Genomic DNA, 22657 nt, shown 5'->3' with positions numbered 1-22657 from the left:
TATTGGTGGTAAGAAGCGACAGCCTTTAATTTCATCACCTCCTTATAATTGTTACAAGTGAAACTTATTTAGATCTTTCCAAATGACTAACTCCAATTAGACACCGTTTAGTGTCATTTTGATTATAGGACACCATTAGGTGTCTTGTCAACCACATTATAAACTTCACATGAAAACTGTCAATCAGCTATGTGTGTCAACTATGGATTGTATGTCATTGGGCCTCTTAACTACATGTTAAAGAGCCTCAGTGCAATAATACCGAAGCTTTATGATCATGACCCAATTTTGTGGGGATGTCAGGACTACTTGATTAATCTCAATTCATTCTATATAAGATGAACCAAAGAACAATCATTTAGCTCAGGAATTTATAAATAATAAAGTTCCGTTTTTTCATTTGTAAATGAAACAATGAGTTTTTTGAGTTTCATATTGTCTATAAAATAGAACAAATATGGAAAATAGAAAGTTCAAATTTATTTCCCCCTGTTTTCATCTGATTATTATGAGGAATCCTACTCGTTCGCTTAGCTAGTACAGACAATATAAGTATATGTAATATTTATTATGTATACTCATCAGAAATGTAATACGGTTCTCGATCGACAATGACAAGAACCTTATTATATAAAAAAAAGCCGCAATATACGCGACTATTAAAGTAACAATGATTTTGACTTCCGACAATATAACACTTATGAAATCGACGGCGCTTAGGTTACCTTTTTCTATGATTTGTTTCGCAAGCATCCTTATTTTGTTGTTAGTATACGTCTACTAGCATATTCCAATCCTTAATCTCCCCGAGCGCGTCTGAAGAAACATGGAAGCCAGGCATTTCCGTATTAAATCGAGCAATATAATCCGTCAGATCCACCTCATCTACCCTTTTCAGTTCCATGCTAACCTGCCCGTCCTTCAACTCTACAATACGTAGGGCGGGAAAATCTAGGCAGGCCGCACTTTGTATGTAATGCCATCCATCCTGCCTTACAATCGAGTTCACATGATTGTGTCCACAGAAGTAAAAACCCAGCCCTTTCTTTTTGTTCAAAACAGCCTTCATATCAATATCCGGATGAATGGACAGCTTCTCTTCCGTTGAGCGTGCAGTTGTTTCGTATACCGGATGATGCGCGAAAACAAATACAGGCTTTTCTCCAGATTGCTCCAATCGGCTTTGAAGCCATTCCAGCTGCTCGGCATCGATCTCCCCGCCCCAGTCGGACTTGTTCATTTCTTTAGTCGAATCGAGGAAGATGAGCATAGCCTCGTCCGTATCAATGGAGCCGTAACGCTGTTGTCCGGTAATCGCCAAAATTTCGGCTTTGGGAATAGCATTCGTATCGTGATTGCCGAGCACATGTTTAAAATTGCAATCCGTGCTGCTTATCCGATTGTTCACGTAGCTGAACTCCTCGGGCAATCCCTCGTGTGTAAGATCACCCAACGAAATATGGAAGTGCCCCTTCATGTTCAGGAATGAATCGATCAGAATCGAAAATGCCTTATGGCTTGCCTCCTTCATCTCTTCCGTACCGCTCTCCATCCGCGTAAAATGCAAATCACCTATCAATATAAGTCTCATTGAACCATGCCTCCCATTTAAGTTCGAACCTGTTCTTCAGAAAAGCTCCCACTACAACTATGGACTAATAAATCACGTTCTTTCCACGATCCTCCGACGGTGAAAGGTTGTGCTCTGAAGATCGATGACGCTGCGGTAGCCACAATGTTACTACGAATGAAATCGAGGAGAGGAGGATCAATACAATAAATACGTTATGCAGCCCGGAGGATAGGGCTTCCCTTACATTTTGCAACACCTCAGGAGGCAAAATGCTCGAAGCTTGCGGGTTCAAAGCTTGATTTACATCCATTCCGGATAAATCCGCCCCTTTACCTCCCCCCGCTAAATATCGTGAGACACCTCCGTTCAGCAGAATACCAAACAGGGCGACTCCAATGGACTGTCCCATCATGCGAATAAAATTGTTGGATGCTATAGCGCTTCCTCTTAGGTTCCAATCAACTGCAGACTGCACGGATACAGTGTGGACTGTAAAGGTTAGCCCAAAACCAAAACCGATTAAGACTAAACACAGGACAAGCAGCCAAGGGGATGTCGACAGTGCAGGCAGCGCCATTCCAGCACAAGCGATGATCGTACACACAATACCGGTCAATGAGGTTGAACGCATACCGAACCTTGCGATCATCCGACCTGCCAGATAGGCTCCAAGCGGCCAAAAAACAGATACCGGAATCAGCATTAATCCTGAAAAGACAGCTCCGTGTCCATAAACACCTTGAACCCACAGTGGAATGTAAACATTAATTGCCACTAACACCGCACTAAACACAAAATCGCTTAAGTTAGGTACACCGATCATCCGTTGGCGAAACAACTTTAGCTGCAGCATGGGATCGGGCGATTTACGTTCGATGACTATAAATATAGCCAAGAAAACCACTGTAGCACCAAAACAAACAAGAATTGTTGAGGAGCCGACCGAAGCCATCGATTCTAATGTCAAAAGTGCATACATGAAGCTTGCCATCCCCAGAGTGAAGACGAACATTCCCCAGAAATCAATATGTTTCTTCTCCTTGATCAGCGATTCGCGAAAATATAACGACAGGATACTCAGTGATACGATTCCGAAAGGAACATTAATATAGAAAATCCAACGCCATGATACATAATCCACCAGCAACCCACCGGATAGCGGGCTGCTGACGGCTGATATGCCCCATATTGAGCTGATCCACCCTTGGGCTTTAGCACGTTCCTCGAAGGGATATAAATCTCCAACAATGGTAATCGTAACAGGTAGTATGGCCCCCGCCCCGAAGCCCTGCAGCGCTCTGAACAGAATTAACTGCTCCATCGATTGTGCCATTCCGCATAATATTGAGCCAAGCAAGAACAACGCTGTACCCAGTATAAATACAGGCTTTCTTCCGTATAAATCAGCGATTTTCCCAGAAATCGGCGTGCTGACCGCAGTCGTGAGCAAATAGATTGAGACTACCCAGCTCATCATCCCCAGCCCGCCTAATTCGCCGACTATAACAGGTACAGCCGTGTTAACAATCGTTCCTTCTATAGCGGTCAAGAAAGTGGCGATTACGACTGCCGTCATTACATAACGCCTGTTCGTGTTACCCCGCTGTACTATGTAGCTCATTTAACAGTTGACCCTATAAACCCCTCCCCGATAACTTTATGCATACGTCCAGGGAAATCGGTAATCAAACCGGATGCTCCCGCTTGGAGCAGTTCTCTCATATCATTCTCGTCGTTTACCGTATAAGGGTATACCCTCAATCCCCTGTCAACGGCAAGCCTTATTTCATCCAAACCGATCAGCTTGTAATGCGGATGTAGTGAATAAACCTGAGCTCCGAAAGCTTCTGCGAAGGCTATATGATCCACTACATCCGCTGTGTAGCCGAGACCAATAAGCGATTCCGGCGCAATCACCTTCAACTTCATTAAGCTTTTATGCAAGAATGAAGATATCAGTGTTCGTTGTTTTCTTCCGCTATGGTATAGAAATTCCGCCAGCTTTCTCTCTAGAGTTCCATCCATTTCTCCTTTAATTTCCACGTTAATAACGCACTCGTCCGGCATTTGTTCGTATACTTCCGCCAATGTTGGAATCTGTTCACCTTTGTACTTTTCATGAAACCAGCTTCCGGCATCGTAACATTTTAATTCTGCCAGTGTCAGCTCGGCTACGGCCCCTCGCCCGTTTGTTGTACGATCGATCGTTTTATCGTGAATGACAACGATCTCTCCATCCTTAGTAAGCTGCGCATCTAATTCGATCGCGTGAGCTCCTTGCTCCACAGCAAGCCGGAATGAAGCTAAAGTGTTTTCCGGTGCTTCTCCTGCTGATCCTCTATGCCCGATAATCATCGGTGTTGGCATGCTTCTCATAGTAAACTCGCACTCCTTTCTCAAACTACTTTAAACTAGCGTCACATTAACAATCAATAATCACTTCATGCTGCTTCTAACGAACAAAGATAAAGCGATCTTATACAAGGATAAAGCTCGATGATTAGACGGGTGAACAAATAATTGCTCCATTGACAAATATAATAAATACATTTAACTTTGAACATAACTCTTGAACAGTAAAAAAAATTGGATGTAGGTGAGCGGCATGAGAGTTTTGCCAACGTTTTGGAAATTATTGTTATTCAAGAAAAAGTTGTTCATGTATTCCGTAGTAGTTGGGTTTGTTCCCGTCGTCTTGTCATCCATTATCTTCTATTCTCTTTGGAAAGAAAGCGTAACCAAAGAATTTGAAGACCATTTTCACAATGACCTTATCCACATGCAAAGCCGTCTCGACTCTGTCTTGGGTGAGTTGAACCTAGCTTCTGTCAGTCTGGCCTCCAACAGCGCAGCTTACAAAATCATCGCTCAAGAAAATGAAAGCACTTCGCAAATACCACTAACAGAATGGTTCGAAGCCGTACGTAATCTCAAACATTTATCCAGTATCTATTATGATGTATCACTTATTAATAACAAAACCTTTCAAATCCATACGACTTCAGGAAGACAATTTTCTTATTTCGACAACATGATTGAACGTAAACTATCCTACAATGATTCTCTACAATTTGTGTACCCGAACTCCCATCCCAATCAGGATGAATTATTGCTTTTTCGCCCAGTACCATTTCGTACTTTATTAACAGATGGGGCCGTCATTCTCCATGTCAGCATACGGGAGCTGCAAAATATTTCAGATCGTCTTAAATTCGAACCGACCCAAAAGCTGTGGGTTATCAACTCAGTGGGGAAAATACTGCTCAGTCCGAGCAACGAGGATATCGGTACGACGCTTCCCGAAGATTCGTTACAATACTCGTTTTGGAAAAATACGGCCATGCAACAGCCAATTCAATATGGTGGTGAAAATCAATACGTTTCATCCATAAAATCTGCTTCCACCGGTTACACGATCATCATCATGACACCCGCTGAACAACTTACCGAAAAAATGGAATATATCAAAATAGTGGCAGCACTGTTTACTGTCATCCTTTTGTTGTTATGGCTGCTCATTTCCGATATTGGCTCGCAGCGGTTATACCGCCCTATTGAACAATTGCTGGACAAATGCAAAATCAAGGACATTTACGATTTAAAGCACAATGACGAACTTGAAGCATTGAACCATTATATTTCACAAATCCTCACAACCAATCACGACATGCAGGATCAACTAACCAAATATTTGCCCGATTTAAAGCTTAGTATCTTTCAGCATTTGCTTTGGGGCGAATTGACTGAATCCGAGCTGCAGTCCAAAATCGAACAGTTGAATCTGCCCTTAAAAGGTGAATTCTTCTACATTTGCGTTGCCGTCATTGACGATTACACAAAATTTATTAACATGTACAACAAAAGCGATCAACTGCTGATTCATAAAACACTTAGGAATATGGCGATTGAAGCATTTGAGGAAAAAGTAACCTGCGCCACTTTCACACCCCGTCACGGTCAGATTGTCATCTTGATTGGTACGGATAAGACAATGGACAATAGAGATCCCGTCGTACGCACATTGACGGAAAATTTCCGCGCTTCAGTAAGGGACGAGTTCCCGTTTACACTCAGCATATCTATCAGCAAAGCACGTCGTGGCTATGCCAGTATGTCGTTAAGCTTTCACGAAGCTATATCCATGCTGAACTATAAACTACTGCTCGGCAACGACGTAACCGTCTCAGAGCAACAGTTGGAATCATCTATTCGAACGTCTAATCCTGCTATTTTTCAGCTTCAAAAACAGATCGTTCGCAGCCTTATCCAAGGCAACATGGACGAAGCATCACGGCATTTGACCTTGCTGATTGAAACGGTTCCGAAGCATGTCTTCAATTCAAGAACAGCGCTCGGTATCTTTTCTAATTTGTTAGGAGAACTCGAATATTTGATTCATGAAATGGCGCTTGACATCAATGATATTTTCCAAGAAGACCTGTATGATACGCTTTACGGCAAATCAACATTAGAAGATATACAGATTTGGCTAATTGAAACTGTCTTCCCGACGATCAAAGAGCAAATGGAGAACCAGTACGTTTCCAAGCAAAAGCGCCTCGTGCAGCAGGTTATCTCCTATATTCATGATCTGTATGACAATGACTTGACCTTGCAGCAAATCGCTGATCAATTATCCATATCGCCTTCCCAACTCAGCCGTATTTTCAAAGAGGAAACAGACCGTAATTTCAGCGAATATTTGATCGAATACCGGATGAAGAAGTCAATTGATCTCTTGGAGAATTCAGACATATCCATCAAGGTTATCTCTGAAAAAATGCGGTACACCAATGTGCAAAATTTTTCACGGATTTTCAAACAATTTACCGGTGTACCTCCTGGTGAATACCGCAAGCAGTCTCGTGATTCCTCCTAGGAGTCTGTCCAACAGATGGATTTTGAATATGTAATCACCAGTTTAACTTCGTCGTACAGACGCATAGTTCCTTGTTAACTCCTATATTATCGCTTCTCCTTATTTGTGAATTTATTATCTTTATATTATTTTCGTATCAACAACTGATTATTGACTTATAAATTCGCAATAGCCTAACGTGTTAGACACGGGGGGACAATTCCCGAATTATCAATGGTTGTGTTATTCTCGATGGAAAGGAGAAATATTGGAATATTAAATCATACGAAGGGTGGCTGCATCACTTGTCATTACGTTCACAAAAATGGAAGGAAGTCGGCCTTGCCTATTGTTTTCTACTTCCCTCTATTGTACTGTTTTCGGTTTTCATGTTTTATCCCATGATTAGGTCGGTCTACCTTAGCTTTCACTTGACTAACCCTCGCGGAATTGTAGCTATGTTCGTTGGACTTGAAAATTTCATCGATATATTCCGTACAGGAGCGTTTTTTGAAAGCTTGCAGGTTACGGCGCTGTTTATGCTTTATACGGTACCTACCGGCATAATACTATCTTTAGTGATGGTTGCACTAACTCACAACAAGCTTAAAGGTATGTCGTTGTTCCAGTGGATATTTTCCATGCCTATCGTAATTTCAGTCGCTACCGGTTCCGCTATCTGGCTGCTGCTGTTTCACCCCAGCATTGGGATGCTCAATTACTATTTCGGACTCTTGGGTATTCAACCTGTTTTCTGGCTTTCAAATCCGAGTTGGGCGCTGTTCTCCGTGTCTTTGATGACAATCTGGATGAATTCTGGTTTCTCTTACATTGTGCTGCTAGGCGGTATCAAAGGAATCTCACCCGAAATTTACGAGAGCGCTCTCATTGATGGAGCAAACGCCCGACGCATGTTTTTTAACATTACGATGCCTTTGTTATCCCCTACTTTTTTCTTTTTATCGATTGTATCCATTATCGGATCCTTCCAAGCTTTTGGACAAATTCACATTTTAACCAAGGGAGGACCGTCACATTCGACGGATGTGGTAGTGTACTCGATTTACCAAGAGGCGTTTGTTAACTTTCAATTTGGTACTGCCAGCGCCAAAGCTTTAGTTTTGTTCGTCATCATTATGCTTCTAACCGTAATCCAATTTCGTTTTGCCGAGAAGAAGGTGCACTATCAATGAAATTAAACATCCGGAACGTTGTACATTACTTGCTGCTCATTGGTTGTGCTTTCATTTTACTTTACCCGCTTTATTTCACGTTTGCTTCGACACTGATGACACCACAGGAAGTACGAAGCTATCCGCCTCCGTTTTTCCCTAAAGGATTTTATTTAGGAAACATCATGGACACCTTGAATACAGTACCGCTCTTAAAATTTCTTTTCAATTCATTTATTGTTGCCGCATTGATCACGACTGGCCAATTGATATTCTCATCGATGTCCGCTTATGCGTTTGCCATACTCCGCTTTCCCGGAAAATCGATTTGGTTTCTTATTTTTCTTTCCACTATGATGATCCCATGGGAAGTCACCATTATTCCCAATTATTTAACGATCCGAGCGTGGGGCTGGATGGACAGCTTTCAGGGGCTTACGATCCCTTTTATGGCAAGTGCATTCGGCACGTTTTTACTTCGTCAATCTTTCCTGCAGTTACCGCATGAACTATTCGACGCTGCAAAAATAGACGGCTGCGGCATCATTCGTTGTTATTTCCGACTCGTGCTGCCGTTGTCGCGTCCAGCACTGGCTACCCTCTGCATTTATGCTTTTCTTAACGCATGGAACATGTATTTATGGCCATTGCTAATCACGAACAGCGACATGATGCGTACGGTGCAAATCGGTATTGCCATGCTGCAGTGGGAAGAATCTCAATCGTGGAATTTGGTGCTTTCCGGAGTCACTTTGGTGTTGATTCCATCTCTACTCTTGCTCATAGTTGGATTAAAGCAGCTTGTTCAGGGGATCACCGCAGGTGCATTAAAAGGATAACCTTCTTAAGAAAAATGAAATCAGGGGGATTAAACAATGACAAAATCGGGAAAAAGAAAAGTATTGCTTAGTACGCTTGCTGTTATGACAGCATGGACAACTGTGGCCTGCAGCAGCGGATCAGGCACAACTCCAACCACTACCACCACCCCAAGCCCGGACAAGGCGCCAGTCAAAGTCGTTATGTGGCATTACATGGGAGGAAACTTGGGTAAGACAATCGATCAGATGACGGAAAGCTTTAACGCCTCGCGCAAAGACATTAAGGTCGAAGCCATATATCAAGGAAGCTACGACGAAGCATTAAACAAAATGAAGGCATCGATGGATTCCAAAACCGGCCCGACGATTATGCAAGCTAATGATGGCGGAACGCGGTACATGGTAGATTCCAAGGCAATCACGCCGATGCAGAACTTCATTAAAGAAGATAAATATGACCTCAGTCAATTCGAAGAAAACATTCTTGCTTATTATACGTTGGATAACCAGCTCAACTCCATGCCTTTTAACACATCCAATCTAATCATGTACTACAACAAAAACTTATTTAAAGCAGCGGGGCTCGATCCTGAAAAACCGCCAGCTACCTATGATGAGATTAAATCAGCGGCACAAGCCATGACCAAAAACTCAACCACGGGAATCGCATTTTCAATAGAAAGCTGGAATATGGAACAGTTATTGGCGAACCAAGGAGTAGAATTTGTCAATAACGGTAATGGACGTACCAGTCCTGCTACGGAATCGATCATCAACAGTGAAGCTGCCATAAACACATTAACCTGGTGGAAAGGTCTGATAGACAGCAAAGTGGGCCTCAACATGGGACGGAAAGTGGACGATATCAAAAAGGCGTTTGCTGCAGAGCAGCTCGGAATCATCTTCGCTACTACAGCATCGATGCGGGAAATCGTCACTAACGCGAACGGCAAGTTTGAAGTTGGTACCGCATTCCTACCTAAACCTAACAACGCCAAAGAAGGTGGAGTTGTCGTTGGTGGAGGAAGCTTGTACATTATGAACAATCAGCCCAAAGATGCGCAACAAGCAGCTTGGGAGTTTATCAAGTACATGCTATCTCCAGAGCAGCAAGCTTTGTGGCATATCAACACTGGCTATTTCCCAGTCACTAAGAAAGCTTATGAACAACCGATTGTTAAAGAAAATATGACTAAATTTCCACAGTTTAAAACGGCCATCGATCAGCTTCACGCTACCAAAATTAACAAGGCAACCCAAGGAGCAGTTATTGGCGTATTTCCTGAGACAAGACAGTTGGTCGAAAATGCCATTGAGGACGCCCTTAGCGGCAAAAGGACACCTAAAGAAGCATTGGATGCAGCAGCTCAAAGTATAACCACAAAGATTGCTATCTATAACAAAACAGTAGGCAAATAAGTCATCCTCTTCTTTAATGAAGCAGAAGAAGTCATTACAATTGCAGATCAGTAGCCAAAAAACCTGTCCAATTGATTTCATGGACAGGTTTTTTGGTTACTGTGCCGACATGTGCTCCGACTGCTTGGAACGGAACTTAACAAGCCATACACCCGCAAGTACGAATAGGATAAGAGCTGAAGCGCCGAATGCGACGTTAATATCGACAGAGTAGCCGAGTATCGGTCCAAGAGCCGCACCAACATCCAAAGTGAGCGTATATAGTGTAATGATAGTTACTTTGAACGAAGACGAAGCGGCATTGGTAACAAGGGTGTCAATGGCGGTAGTCAATAGTGTAGACGATACTAATATACCTACGATAAACAGCAGCAATACCGAAAAAGGCAGTGGCAGAGGAATCGCTGCAAAACAGCAAGCTGCGGCAATCAACACAATAGATATCAGCCGTCCATGGCTTTTCGTTCGATCCATCTTTCTCCCGAACCACGGAGACAGCCATGGACTCCATCCCCACCGCATAGCCTGCAGAAGACCCGACACTGTCGTTGCTCCCACCACAACCCCAGCCACAAAAATGGAAGAAACATGGAGGGAAACCAAATGGCTTAGCGTTGCCGTAAACATTCCTTCGCAAATCATGGAGACGAGAAGCCCTGTAACAATCATAAATAACACGTTCGAGGGTCCTTTAAAAAGAAATTTCACCTGCAGGCTGCCTTTAACCTTAGGTGTTTTGAGAACCGTGCTTGTCTGTGAAGGCACGGAAGAGTACTTCCATACTAAGGGCAAAGAAATTAACGCAATAATTCCGAGCGTCAAAGCGACTGAGCGTAAGCCGTACATGTCTGCAAAAAAACCGCCTGCCAACATTCCGACCAGACTGCCTAGCCTGTAAGTCCCGTTATATCTGCCAAGTAAGGCTCCACGGTTCCGTTCATCGGACAAATCCAAAATCGTTAAATAGGCACCAATACGTAAAAACGTCCAGGCTACACCCCACAAACAGCGCAGCACAACCCACCATGCAAATCCGCTAAGCAGTCCGTACGAGGTAGTTGTGAGAAAAGCCAATATAACCGATATCATCAGCCCCCACCGCTTATCCATTCTCGCGTACAGGATGCCAATGAGCGGACTAAGCGGTAACCGGACGAAACGGTTAACGGAAAGAAGGATACCCACCTCCCACAAGGAAGCTAGGCCCAACTCGCGCCAATATATCGGCAGGGCAATGTAGAGCATCGAATCCCCCATCAAACAGACGGCAGTAACGAGGGCCATCATGGTTACGTGCCTTTTCGGGTTATCTATCATCAAGCACCCCTCTCCTTGTTTCATTACAATAAAACAAGTCCAGTTAACGTGCAATAATCAATTTTCACAACCCATTTATAATCAGGATAAAGATTGCTCAAATAAGGATAATCGAAAATTGCAATCGTTGAGGCCATTACATGCTGTAATTGGATCAGCCCAAGTTGAAGCTAAAGGCTTCACACCCCTAATATGTTCAAATACTACAATGAAAATATGAAATGAACCCCATAAAAAAAGAGGCAGTTCCTCATTTATTTGAGGCAACTGTCTCTTTATTTTCGCCTGCTGCACCTTCACTACCGCCCTTAGCACGTTGCTCCAACACTTCCCGAAGTCGTTCTATGTTTTGACCCAACACCGTAAGATCTCCGTACTCCTTCTCGAAAGCCCCCCTAGAAAACGAGAACCTCGAATCGTACTTCGACATATCCAACACGCCTGTTGATTGGGAATTTCGATATGCAAACGTAATCTCATCCATGTTATCAACCATACTAAAGGCTACCAATGCGTTACTGCTCAATACTCTCTCAAAACTAGCATCTAGTGTTTCAATCGGCCATACTCCATCATAACCAACGCCTGGAGGTAATTCGTGATAAATCGTCAGCTTGTAGGGCCGTTCACTTGTTTCCAACGAAATATACTGATGTACAAAACTTTCATCTGGCACGGGCAAACGACCCGCAATTCCGCCAACCTTCATGTGATTCCCAATATATAGGGTTTTAAATCGTGAAATTTCTACCAAGTCATACATACTCGCACCTGCCGTATCTCCTAGCTTCCTTTCACTAATAGGAAGTTTAGGTAGGGCATCTTTACCACCCGCTGTTCCAGTACCCGGCCCCAAATAAATCGCACCGCCTACTACACATACCAATAACACCCATGACAGCACCGTAATCGATTTGGATCTTTTATTATGCTTCATAATCGCTACTAGCCTTTCCTTTAAAGTCTGTTTTTCTTCATACATCGTAGCCTGTAAAACGCCTGTGGGATATTTAGAGTCAGATGCAACTGAGATCAACGTATCACCATAGTCTTGTTTTTCTGCGGGACTCATATTTCTAATCACTGCTTCGTCACAGGCTAGTTCGCAGGCATGATTTATTTCCTTTTTTATCATATAGATGAACGGATTGAACCAATGAATGGCGGTAGCCATCACCATGAGCCATTTCACACCAATATCTTTCCTTCTAAAATGTACAATTTCATGACGCAAAATATTTGCAAGTTGCTTTTCGCTATATGGAATATCTGGAATAATAATACGCGGACGTACAATTCCGATTAGCATTGGCGTCGATATGTAACGATTGCGAAACAGCCCTATTCGGCCCCGCCCCCCTAACAATTTAGCCAGTAACCCTTCGTCTAAGTTAGTTGCAGGAATATTCCCACGTTGTAGGCTACTGATAAAGCGAGCATATCCTACTAAGTTGATACTCAACGCAATAATCACACCTATTAACCAAATAGAGATCAGATACGGATTAACTAAATCCTGAAAATAACGACGGTGATCGGAATCAAGATTGTAAACTCCACGAGCGACATTCGCTTTCACACCCATATATGGCAGAATTCTAGATAAGGAACCCCCTTGATCTGGATCAGTCACCAAAGGAGTCTTTAGATCAACTATGATTTTTTCCGACACTTCATCCCCATAAAACAATTCATTCATAACACTCGCCTCGAAAGAAATCGGAAATAACAAACGAATTAGCACAATAATCCAGATGTAATATTGAATCGTTTTGGAAAGCCTCTGCTTTACTAAAGGTTTCAAGGCAAACAGTACAACCGCTAGAATAGCACCCGATAAGGAAAGAGAAAGTAACAGTTTGATCATTTCATTCATCGCTATCCCCTACTTTAAACAAATTGCGTAGTTCCTCAATGTCTTCATCGTCAAGTCTTTTACTTCCTAAAAGAGATGCCACTAGGTTTTTAGCACTGCCAGAATATAACCGGTCAATAAGGTTTTGTGTAATGTATTCGTTATATTCCAACTCACTCACCAAAGGCTTATAATAAAAAACCTGTTTTTTAATCGCCAATACGACACCTTTGTTACAGAGTCTGCGCAACAATGTTTTGATCGTTGACGTTTCCCAACTGCTTTTTTGCTCAAGTGTTTTTATTATTTCAGAAATCGGAAGATCCTCGTCTGCCTCCCACATCACACGCATCACTTCAACTTCTGAATCTGTTATTTTCGAAGCTAAGATATTCATTTGTGCACCTCCTAAAGGTTACCTGTGTAACCTCTTTATTTAGTCTACAACTGTAACCTTTTGATGTCAAGCAAAACCAATGAGGAACAATTTGCTTCGAAAAAGGGGAAATTGAAAACAAAAAACGACATATCTGCCTTTTATAAATACGGGTTCTCGCCACCATCGTAATATTTAACCAAAAGAAATAGACCGCCCCTCGTCAGGTAGACGGTCCATTTCTGATCGTAAATCATATAGCCAACCGCCTTTAGATCGGCCTGCTTTGCTTTGGTTATAAATCATTCAATTTAGGTAAAATCGTTATTAATTCTAGTAAGTCATCAATTACTATGTCAGCATGAGAAAGTTCATTTTCTTGCGCAAAATCAAAATTACATCCTATTGCAACTAAACCATTATCTTTAGCTGCTTGTATATCCGAAAGGCGATCTCCTACTACTGCCGCATTTGTAATACCATATTTTTCCATAATACTCTGAACTAAGTCTGATTTATTCAACGATTCAATTTGTTGGATACTAAATGTTTCAGTGACCCAATTATCCAAATGATAATATCTCACAATTGCTTTTAAATATTCAGTTAAACCATTACTTGCTATGTAAATTGAACAATTATTCTCTTTTAAAAAACTGAAAACTTCCTTTACATTAGGATATAAAGCACCATTCCCACTTCTTATATTTTCAACTAATCTTTCCAGAAAATAAGCATCAGTTTCTTCTCTTACTTTATTGGAATGATGGGGTAATAAGGCTTCCCATACTTTTGGTAAAGGTACACCCATAATTTCACGGTATTTATCAATAGGAGTTGCTGCATCCCATTTATTTAGTGATCGTAAGTGGTTAAAAGTATCATCAAGTGATAATTCTAAAATTTTATCTGTTTGAAATAGTGTTCCATCCATATCAAAAATTAGTGATTGCAGCATTGTTCTTTCCCCCAATATATGTGTAGAATTGAATGTTCTTTCATTATTTTATTTATAAATATTTTTTAAATCCCTTACTTATTGATCCGTCATAACCTTCCCTTTCAAAGAACTGATGTGCTCTTTCACGGGTTGAATTACTTAGAAGCATAATCCTATGACAATCTATAGATTTACAATAATCCTCAACAAATTGTAAAAGTTCTCGTCCAACATTCTTACCTCTATGATTCTCATGGACAATTATGTTCTCGACTACTCCATACGGTCTTATGCCATGTAAAGCCTGTAAACATATGTTTAGCGTTAGTGTGCCTAAAATTTCTCCTTCTTCATCATTTACAAACAAAAAGTTGTTAGGGTCTCTTCTAATTTTATCAATTTGTTCTTCAATTACATTCATTTTCTTACTATTTGGTACTAACATTTTATAGAGTTCGAATATTTGATCTTTATCAGTTCTTTCAGCTTGACGAATCATATCAATTGCGGCTCCTTTTGGTTTCTATTAGGCTTACTCTATCTAATACCTTATCTATGAACTACAAAAAAACGATCAAAACATAATATTAATCTTGCACCACATTTTTCCATATTACGAATTTGTTAATGCAACGAATGGAAGGGGCAGCCCATATTCTGCAAACCAACTATCTCTTTCTCTTAAGTATTCCTTTTGGTATTTATCATGTAATCCGTGATTACCATCCGGATATAAAATAAGTTTTACATTTTTATTTGCTTCCTTCATTTTGTCACTGAATTCCTGAACAGTTTCCCATACTAGGCTCTCATCTCCTGTTCCTTGTAATAACAAAACTGGAGCTTGAATGTTTGAAATTCGGTCAAGTAAGGAATTTTCCTTTTCAATCTTAGAATCAGCTTTGAAAAGCTTTTTCCAACTTTCTGCTCGCCCCCTGTTTGTCACAACCACAGTACGGTCCTGATCAGTGCTTGGGTGTTCGTCCATCCAATTGATGGTCACATCCCATCCGACAAATGGACTAACCAGAGCCACAGCCTTTATATCATGACGTTCCGACGCTGTTCGCAACGCTACAGCACCCCCTAAAGAGACACCTCGTAAATATATCGATTCTGGGTTTACAGTTCCAAATGACAATGCGGCTTTTATAGCATTCTGTGTATCCAAGGTATTACCTGCGAGCCCTTGAACGAAACCATCACTATTCATGTACCCTCGGTAATTTGTTTCAAGAATAACCAACTTATCCGATGCATTTTTTAAAGTCACGGCTTGGAATCCATCGCTTAAATCATTCTTTATTGGTCTTGGTCCTAAATATCCCCCATGAAGGTTAACAAGCATTGGATACTTTCCAGATATTTTTGGTTCGCTTAAATAGGCTTCAACCTTTGTGTTTTCACTCATATAGAATATTTTATAAATATTAATATTAGGATTTTGATCTGTCACTTGGACCCATTCTTTCGAGATGATGGTACCGTCTTCTTGAGATAGTGATGGAATATCAGATTGACTGTTTTTCGGGGAAACGAGAGGTTCTGGTTTGCATGCTGTGATCGTACACAATGCAGTGATCAGAACAACAAGAAGTTTGATTTTGTAGGATAAGATTATACCCATTTAACTCCTCCTAAACTAATTATATACATTTTATTTTATAAGATAAATAAATTTTTTAAACTGGAATACTTTGGGTATACTTGTGTTTTTATTTGCTATTATCACCATCAACTCTACCAGATTTTCTCTAAGACATTCTATTCAGTAGTTGAAGCGTTGCAATAAACTGATCCAACTTAAATTATTTAAATATTATGAATAATGTTTGAACATGGTTAATTTTTGTATAATTATCGTAAAAAGCCCGAAAATACCAGAAACGGCATCTTCGGGCCTCTTTATTAATCACGTTTGCAGCTTACTTTTGCAGTTTGTTTTGCAGCGCCAAAATGAGCGTGACCGCTTCGGCGCGCGTAGCGCTATCGTTCGGGGCAAACAGGTTGTTGTCCCGTCCGTTGATGATGCCTTGCTTATGAGCAGCCGCAACTTCCGCTCTTGCCCATTGCGGAATGCTGTCTGTTATAAACAATAAACCGGCTAGCTTTCACTCCTCTTTCTTGAGTGTAAGATGCCACAGAAAAAGCATTATGTATAGTTAATGATAATCATTATCATCCAACGTGTAAAAAAAATTCTGCAGCCCGAGGTAACTGACTAGCACTAACAAACAGTACCTCTTCTTCAGAAAGCCGAAGTGTGTGCACTCACTATCAACACCATTATCTTATAGTGGTCTTCTAATATTTGTCAATGCCTATTTATTTACTAATTCGCAAAAAGATTCACAAAAATTTCACATGATCTCAATAGCTTTAAATGGCCGTAATGCCCAATAAGGATGAGTAAAAAGTGCTTACAAGTAATTGGAATATAAGTTATAATTAATTTAACGCAGTACAGTGGTACCTTACTAATATAATGAAGAATGGAGCGATACATGTTGATTGAAGCTGTTATATTTGATTTCGATGGTTTAATTAGAGATACAGAAACATTGGAATTTTATTCATTTCAGGAAGTTTTTAGAGAGTATGGTATTGAACTCCCTTTAGAATTATATTGCAAAAGAATAGGCGGACATATGAATGCATTTGACCCATATTCTTATTTACAAGAATCTATTGGAAACCCAATCAATCGTGAAGAATTGAGAATACTAAGAAGACAAAAATACGACATTTTGATTCGAGATGTAAATGAACGCCCAGGTGTTGTAAATTATTTGAAATCAGCTAAGAAACTAGGTTTGAAAATTGGACTAGCATCTAGTGCCCCATATGAGTGGGTTATGCCCAATTTAAAAGAATTAAATCTTGTTGGGTATTTTGACTGCATCCGAACACATGAAGATGTTAAAAATGTTAAGCCAGACCCTGAACTTTATTTTAATGTACTAGATTATTTTGGCGTGAAATCACAAAATGCCATAGCTTTTGAGGATTCCCCAAATGGTGCTAAAGCAGCAATAGCAGCAGAAATGCACACTGTCATTGTTCCAAATGAACTAACAAAAGATTTATTTTTCGATGATTATACCCTTCGTCTTAACTCAATGTTAGAACTTGAATTAGAACAGTTAATAGATCATTTAAATTCCAAATCTTGATTATGCTTTCGGCTAAGCTGAGAAGCCGAAATCGAAGGTAAACCGTATTCTCGCTGAAAGTGCTATTGTCCATGGGCTAATTCTTTCAATGGATTATGGACAGATTACCTGCCATTTCATTGTAAAAGATTTTTTTGCGTCTGATCTTTCTATAGACAGAAAATCTTGAACTGTCAGAGTAAAATAATGCAACGCTAGTGAATTTTTATAATTGAAATTTTTCTTTAATGATTGTGGCTACTCCTTTTGCATTCAAATTCGAGTTGTATATTTTAATATAATTTTCCCTGGTTATTTCACCTTCCTTTGAATTTAATCTATGCTTTTCCATCGAGGTTATTAAATTACGTTCAGACCATTCGATATTTCTTTTTGTCTGCTTATGTTTAAGTCTTAGAGGAGATTTATTGCGGTCGAGTCTTACTTCTAAATCCGACTCAAGCTCTACAAAATAAACTTCTCCATCGTTTGACTCGAAGATATGACTTACATTTTCAACGTAATCCCAATCAGCTTGTGAATCGAACTCCCATACATATGATTATGAAAGAGCTTCAAATCCGTAATTTTTTCTAGTTCTTGCTCAACGGTCATTTTACCTACTGCCTGCGGACCAAATATCAAAATAAATTCCATATCATCCTCATCCTCCATATGAAATTTCGTGTCCCATCGTATGATTTAAGCCTATCATTTAGCAAAGTGCTGCCAAGGCTGTCCTTTCGATTTGAAGTATCGTTCCCGTTAAAACAATGCACATAATTCATTCAGAATAGGCGCACATATGTAAGCTACGGCACCGATAGAAAACGGATTGACTAATTTTCCTGCTGCCAAAAGATTCAGATAGTTTGTAACTCCTCCCTTACTGCAAAATGCGAATTAGTCTTTCAGGTCTCCAAATAATTGATTTTTGACCTTCCATAGAATACAAAAGCACTCATTTGTGCAAAGTTGAATGATTGTTAATAAAGATACGAAAGATACGACCGGATTTAGTGTACACGCTCCGGTCGTATCTTTATTATTTTCTAATCAAACTCAATTAATTTCGCTCTCCGCTTCACCATATTGTGTTAAGTTCCCCGCGTTGTCTGTAACGGCAGGTTTTAAGACCATCCTTTGCGGAATAACCTTTTTCTTGTAGAAGATTTAATTTACATGAATTCAACCCGGTGTATTTCACGAATTAGGAACCTTGTGACGTTTATTGTTTTCGGGGAAAGCCGTGCTTCTTCGCACTCCACGCTATGATCAGCGCCACAAGCAGTAGAATTAACAGCACGCCTGGGAATACCTGTGCGCCCACCAGTTCTAACAAAACTCCACCCGCAATACCTCCGCCAGCTATGGCCAGATTCCACACCGTCGTATTAATGGGCATCACGATATCAACACCTTCTTCACTGCTTGCATCAGCAAGCGCCGTTTGCAGCAGCGTAGCAGCACCGCCGAAGGTAAGTCCCCATAATGTAACTGCCACATAAACGACCCACGCCGATGCGTTGCCCGCCCACAGTGCAACGGATACCAGCGCAAAACCGAATAGACTGAGCAAAACCAGCAAGCGCAGCTTGCGATCTATTAGCAGGCCGACAACCCAGATGGAGACAAGAGCGGCTAATCCAAAGACCAGCAAAACAAGATCGACACGTTCTGCGAGTCCGGAAAGCTCAAGAAACGGCGCAATATACGTATATAAAATATTATGTGCCAGCATCCAGGTCAGTACCACCATTAAAATCGGACGTATACCTGGCATAACAAACACCTGACCGACTGTCATTCTCTGTCCTGCAGACTGTCCGGGATAATCCGGCACCTTCCATAGCACACATACGATTAACACTAGAGTCAGAAAAGACATGAGCCCAAAAACTGCCCGCCAACCGATCAGGTCACCGAGCAGTGTTCCGGCCGGCACACCAAAGGTTAGCGCTATCGGTGTGCCTACCATTGAGATAGCAAGGGCACGCCCCCTTAAGGCCTCCGGGACCATACGCCTTGCGTAACCTGCCATCATCCCCCAAGCAGCGCCGGCAGCTACACCTGCGAGAAATCGCGCAGCAAGCGTCAGCGCATAGCTGGTCGACAAGGCAGTAATCGTGGTGAAGATTAAAAATCCGGCAATAATGGCGAGCAGCAGCGGACGCCGCCTCGCCCCTCCGGTAAACATTGCGAACGGAATCGCTGCCACAAGTGAGCCAATGGCATATAGGGTTACGAGCTGTCCGGCCATCGCTTTCGTAATATGCAGCCCTTCTCCTATTAACGCCAGCAACCCGGCTGGAATAGTTTCTGTCAAAATACAGATAAACCCTGTCATCGCAAGCGCAAGCAGTGCAAACCAGGGAAATCGATCAGGGGTGTCGGTCGATTGGATCTTAGCTGTAGATGATGAAAAATGAGACAAGTTAGTTCCCTCCTAGAGATGAATTTAATTATGGATCAATCATTCCATATATTAATGTCAATTACATCCCTTGTCAAGGACTTCTGGATCGATTAGTATAAAATTAATAAAGGAGGTCATATTATGCCACGAACGGGGCGCCCCCGCGCATTTAATCGTAACGAGGCAGTTGTCGCCGCGATGCTTATGTTCTGGGAACACGGCTTTGAGTCCACTTCACTTGCTCAGCTGCGCGCTGCAATGGGAAATATTTCAGCAGCAAGTTTTTACGCGGCGTTCGAATCCAAAGAAGCGTTGTTCCGCGAAGCACTAGATCAATATATCTCTACTTATGGACAGGTTTCGGAAAGCTTCAGGGATAAAAGCATAACATCGAAAGCAGCCATCGAACAGGGATTACGGCGTTCGGCACGGATGCAGACAGAGAGTTCCCATCCTTTAGGCTGTCTGTTGAATTTGTCCGCTGTAACTTGTTCTCCTGAGCAAAAACATATCCGAGATATGCTCTCCAAGGAACGAGAAAAAGTTCGCGGTTGGCTGAAAGAGTGTATAGAACGAGCCATAACAGATGGTAAGCTGCCCAATTCTACAGATATCCTCATGCTCGTTACCTTGTTTGACACCTTTCTTCGTGGGATTTCTTCACAAGCCAGGGACGGTGTTCCGCTTGAGGCAATTGAAACTGCCATCACACAGTTAATGAGCATATGGGATACGTTGTCTGGAAGGACGGGAGTCGAGGTTAAGCGTGAATGAGGACAAGCAACCAATTGTAGTACGTTCAGTTAGCTGGTCCTTTCAAAAATACCCTGAATCAATTATTATTCTCCTACCCTTTACTTTAATGAGCAAAAAAAGGAGCTACCCTAGGTAAGCTCCTCTGCTGTAGTTTGTAGATCGAGCTTAGGTAAGCCACAAGGTTACGCTGCCCTGATATTGTTCCATTTCATCAGCTTTTTTCAATTTCATTTTGTGTCCCCCTCGAAAGTAAATAATTGATCAACTGTAGTTTCAAGATGAATAGATAATTTAAACGCCAAAGATAACGTAGGGTCATATTTATCATTTTCAATGGCGTTGATGGTTTGTCTTGTAACGCTGCACTTATTTGCAAGGTCTTCTTGGGATATCTTCATTTTTTTCCTAATATCCCTGATGTTATTCTTCAAAAAGAAATCACCTTACCTTTTTAATGTAAAAAACTTTTTACTTTTAAAATCATAAAACAACATCGATAAAATGTCAAATCATTTTTACATTTTATCAACATATCGTCTACCTCATCGGACTCTTCTCCCCGTTAAGTTAATGAAGCTGCCGATCGTGTCGGCAGCTTCGTCTTAACAGTTTATTGAGTTATAGATCCTTGTTGGTTCAATCCTAAGAACGCAGAAATCAATACAATTTAAAGTTCATCTTTCATGGGGTTCATTCTCCAAAAGGTGCTTTGGTATCAAAGAGGATGCCACCTTTTAACGATCCCTCGAAAATTGAATATATGATACAAGAAGCAAATCAGAGTCGCAATACGGTTATTAGTTCGTTGTCAAAGCTTTCACCATTGTCACGGAAACCGAAGCTTTCATAAAGCTTTTTGGCAACCACGTTATCAGCAATATAAGAAATCCAGCAGTAATGTGCAGGCCCTGCCGGAAAGGTGCGAATAAATTCCAAGATTTTTTTCATGGCTTCCCGACCATAGCCCCTGTTCTGGTATTGCTTGTCAATCATCAGTCGCACGATGCAATAGCTATCGTCTGCGATTGTCGGGAGTTCGTACCCGGTGATTCTATAACTAATCATAACAAAACCGACCGGCTGTTCATCCACATAAATGGCAAACGGAAATGGATGTCCCCCATTGGTTGCAAGGACGTAACACGAAGCCACGCTTGACAGATTGGACGCAACGAAGCGGCGTTGATCTTCTGAAACTTCCAGGTTAAATATGGCACGTCGGTTTTCCAGCGTGATTTTTCTGAGCGTAATCATACAGGGCTTCTCCCTTCAATATCTTTGGTAAATTACTAGTTAGGTAAATGTGCCTCCATGTTTATTCTCCCTGATCGTTTTTGCGCCGCGGTCGCCTCTATAACATATAATTTTTACAAAAAAAGTAATAGACTTATATTTAATTTTTTTATATACTATTATGTATCTGTGGTTTTTTTGGGGGTCTCTTTTTTTCATTAATGGGCACATTATGTGCATGATATTTTTTCACTTACTTAAACTGTCCGTTAGCATAACGAGGCTGCCGATCCGTGTCGGCAGCCTCGTATTTTATTAAGCTATAGTTCTTCGTTAACGTAAAAAGCTGATTAAAAAAACTCATACAAACCTTCAACGAAATATTTAAACTCTTCCATAGTTACTCTGTAACGGGTATACCCCTCGTAAAAGGCATCTAATAAATCCGGCTCATTAATAATTCTTCTAATCGCCAAGGATTCATCATATCGTGGGTCTCCTACTGTCATACCAGCAACATCGATGAACACACTTACCTCTCCGTCTAATACCAGGACATTATTTGTTGTGCAGTCACCGTGAATCATGGTTTGATTAACAGGTAAGGGTCTATTCAGTATTAAAGATTCCAACAGTTTCAAATTCCCCTCGCATTGCCCATTATAAACATAGCTTTTTGCCTTTTCCAGTTGGCTTTCTCCAATGCATCATTTTTCATTACAACTAGGCCTCCACAACTACATAGTTACCTCAGCAGTATTCAAATGGA

19 protein-coding genes and 2 pseudogenes are annotated in these 22657 nt (G+C 41.2%); 6 read left to right on the top strand and 15 right to left on the bottom strand.

Annotation, left to right across the window (positions count from 1 at the left end):
- Positions 1-766 precede the first annotated feature (766 nt).
- From BM210_RS30115 to BM210_RS30105, 3 genes are all read right to left on the bottom strand, one after another.
- A complete protein-coding gene (locus BM210_RS30115) occupies positions 767-1591 on the bottom strand; it encodes a metallophosphoesterase family protein (protein ID WP_091176272.1) in 825 nt (274 codons plus the stop codon).
- Positions 1592-1655: 64 nt separating this feature from the next.
- The gene (locus BM210_RS30110) at positions 1656-3194 is read right to left on the bottom strand and encodes an MDR family MFS transporter (RefSeq protein ID WP_256224150.1); all 1539 of its coding nucleotides are present in this window, start codon (positions 3192-3194) and stop codon (positions 1656-1658) included.
- Positions 3191-3949, bottom strand: a complete 759-nt coding sequence (locus tag BM210_RS30105; protein ID WP_177238090.1) for a glycerophosphodiester phosphodiesterase — start codon at positions 3947-3949, stop codon at positions 3191-3193. The genes BM210_RS30110 and BM210_RS30105 overlap by 4 nt, the downstream gene beginning before the upstream one ends.
- Before the next feature lie 229 nt (positions 3950-4178).
- Here BM210_RS30105 and BM210_RS30100 point away from each other — a divergent pair, with 229 nt between their 5' ends.
- From BM210_RS30100 to BM210_RS30085, 4 genes are all read left to right on the top strand, one after another.
- The gene (locus BM210_RS30100; RefSeq protein ID WP_091176270.1) at positions 4179-6452 is read left to right on the top strand and encodes a helix-turn-helix domain-containing protein; all 2274 of its coding nucleotides are present in this window, start codon (positions 4179-4181) and stop codon (positions 6450-6452) included.
- Positions 6453-6736: 284 nt separating this feature from the next.
- A complete protein-coding gene (locus BM210_RS30095; RefSeq protein ID WP_256224149.1) occupies positions 6737-7624 on the top strand; it encodes a carbohydrate ABC transporter permease in 888 nt (295 codons plus the stop codon).
- Positions 7621-8442 carry a carbohydrate ABC transporter permease gene (locus BM210_RS30090; RefSeq protein ID WP_091176268.1) on the top strand — a complete coding sequence of 274 codons (822 nt, stop codon included), beginning with the start codon at positions 7621-7623 and terminating at the stop codon, positions 8440-8442. Before BM210_RS30095 ends, BM210_RS30090 begins: the two co-directional genes overlap by 4 nt.
- A gap of 36 nt (positions 8443-8478) precedes the next feature.
- Positions 8479-9843 (top strand): ABC transporter substrate-binding protein, encoded by a 1365-nt coding sequence (locus BM210_RS30085; RefSeq protein ID WP_091176267.1) that lies wholly within the window; start codon positions 8479-8481, stop codon positions 9841-9843.
- A gap of 96 nt (positions 9844-9939) precedes the next feature.
- Here BM210_RS30085 and BM210_RS30080 read toward each other — a convergent pair whose 3' ends face one another.
- The 7 genes from BM210_RS30080 to BM210_RS30050 form a co-directional block, all read right to left on the bottom strand.
- Positions 9940-11160 carry an MFS transporter gene (locus BM210_RS30080; protein WP_177238089.1) on the bottom strand — a complete coding sequence of 407 codons (1221 nt, stop codon included), beginning with the start codon at positions 11158-11160 and terminating at the stop codon, positions 9940-9942.
- Positions 11161-11410: 250 nt separating this feature from the next.
- Positions 11411-13036 carry a M56 family metallopeptidase gene (locus BM210_RS30075; RefSeq protein ID WP_091176264.1) on the bottom strand — a complete coding sequence of 542 codons (1626 nt, stop codon included), beginning with the start codon at positions 13034-13036 and terminating at the stop codon, positions 11411-11413.
- Positions 13029-13412, bottom strand: a complete 384-nt coding sequence (locus tag BM210_RS30070; RefSeq protein WP_091176262.1) for a BlaI/MecI/CopY family transcriptional regulator — start codon at positions 13410-13412, stop codon at positions 13029-13031. Before BM210_RS30070 ends, BM210_RS30075 begins: the two co-directional genes overlap by 8 nt.
- A gap of 274 nt (positions 13413-13686) precedes the next feature.
- On the bottom strand, positions 13687-14349 hold the full coding sequence (locus tag BM210_RS30065) for an HAD-IA family hydrolase (RefSeq protein ID WP_091176261.1): 663 nt from the start codon (positions 14347-14349) through the stop codon (positions 13687-13689).
- A 52-nt stretch (positions 14350-14401) separates the two neighbouring features.
- Entirely contained in the window at positions 14402-14830 is a 429-nt protein-coding gene (locus tag BM210_RS30060) for a GNAT family N-acetyltransferase (protein WP_091176259.1), read from the bottom strand.
- 114 nt (positions 14831-14944) lie between these two features.
- A complete protein-coding gene (locus BM210_RS30055) occupies positions 14945-15958 on the bottom strand; it encodes an alpha/beta hydrolase family protein (protein WP_091176256.1) in 1014 nt (337 codons plus the stop codon).
- Between the two features lie 298 nt (positions 15959-16256).
- The gene (locus tag BM210_RS30050; protein WP_091176254.1) at positions 16257-16427 is read right to left on the bottom strand and encodes an S-layer homology domain-containing protein; all 171 of its coding nucleotides are present in this window, start codon (positions 16425-16427) and stop codon (positions 16257-16259) included.
- A 411-nt stretch (positions 16428-16838) separates the two neighbouring features.
- Between BM210_RS30050 and BM210_RS30045 the strand changes: the two genes are divergently transcribed.
- Complete coding sequence (locus tag BM210_RS30045; protein WP_177238092.1) at positions 16839-17504, top strand: HAD family hydrolase; 666 nt, start codon at positions 16839-16841, stop codon at positions 17502-17504.
- Positions 17505-17709: 205 nt separating this feature from the next.
- Here the strand turns inward: BM210_RS30045 and BM210_RS35915 are convergent.
- Positions 17710-18140: pseudogene (locus BM210_RS35915) on the bottom strand (shikimate kinase).
- 571 nt (positions 18141-18711) lie between these two features.
- The gene (locus BM210_RS30040) at positions 18712-19917 is read right to left on the bottom strand and encodes an MFS transporter (protein WP_371263568.1); all 1206 of its coding nucleotides are present in this window, start codon (positions 19915-19917) and stop codon (positions 18712-18714) included.
- A gap of 123 nt (positions 19918-20040) precedes the next feature.
- On the opposite strand from BM210_RS30040, the gene BM210_RS30035 reads away from it, so the two are divergent.
- The gene (locus BM210_RS30035; RefSeq protein ID WP_091176251.1) at positions 20041-20673 is read left to right on the top strand and encodes a TetR/AcrR family transcriptional regulator; all 633 of its coding nucleotides are present in this window, start codon (positions 20041-20043) and stop codon (positions 20671-20673) included.
- 209 nt (positions 20674-20882) lie between these two features.
- Here the strand turns inward: BM210_RS30035 and BM210_RS30030 are convergent, their stop codons facing one another.
- The 3 genes and pseudogenes from BM210_RS30030 to BM210_RS30020 form a co-directional block, all read right to left on the bottom strand.
- A complete protein-coding gene (locus BM210_RS30030; protein ID WP_091176249.1) occupies positions 20883-21086 on the bottom strand; it encodes a helix-turn-helix transcriptional regulator in 204 nt (67 codons plus the stop codon).
- A 346-nt stretch (positions 21087-21432) separates the two neighbouring features.
- The gene (locus BM210_RS30025; RefSeq protein ID WP_091176247.1) at positions 21433-21909 is read right to left on the bottom strand and encodes a GNAT family N-acetyltransferase; all 477 of its coding nucleotides are present in this window, start codon (positions 21907-21909) and stop codon (positions 21433-21435) included.
- A 329-nt stretch (positions 21910-22238) separates the two neighbouring features.
- A pseudogene (locus BM210_RS30020) lies at positions 22239-22580 on the bottom strand (phosphotransferase); the annotation flags it as partial.
- Between the last annotated feature and the right edge of the window lie 77 nt (positions 22581-22657).

This window comes from Paenibacillus sp. 1_12 (assembly GCF_900114475.1).
Taxonomy (GTDB): domain Bacteria; phylum Bacillota; class Bacilli; order Paenibacillales; family NBRC-103111; genus Paenibacillus_S.
Note: the sequence above shows the minus strand (reverse complement) of the source record. Positions and strands in the feature narration are given on the sequence as shown.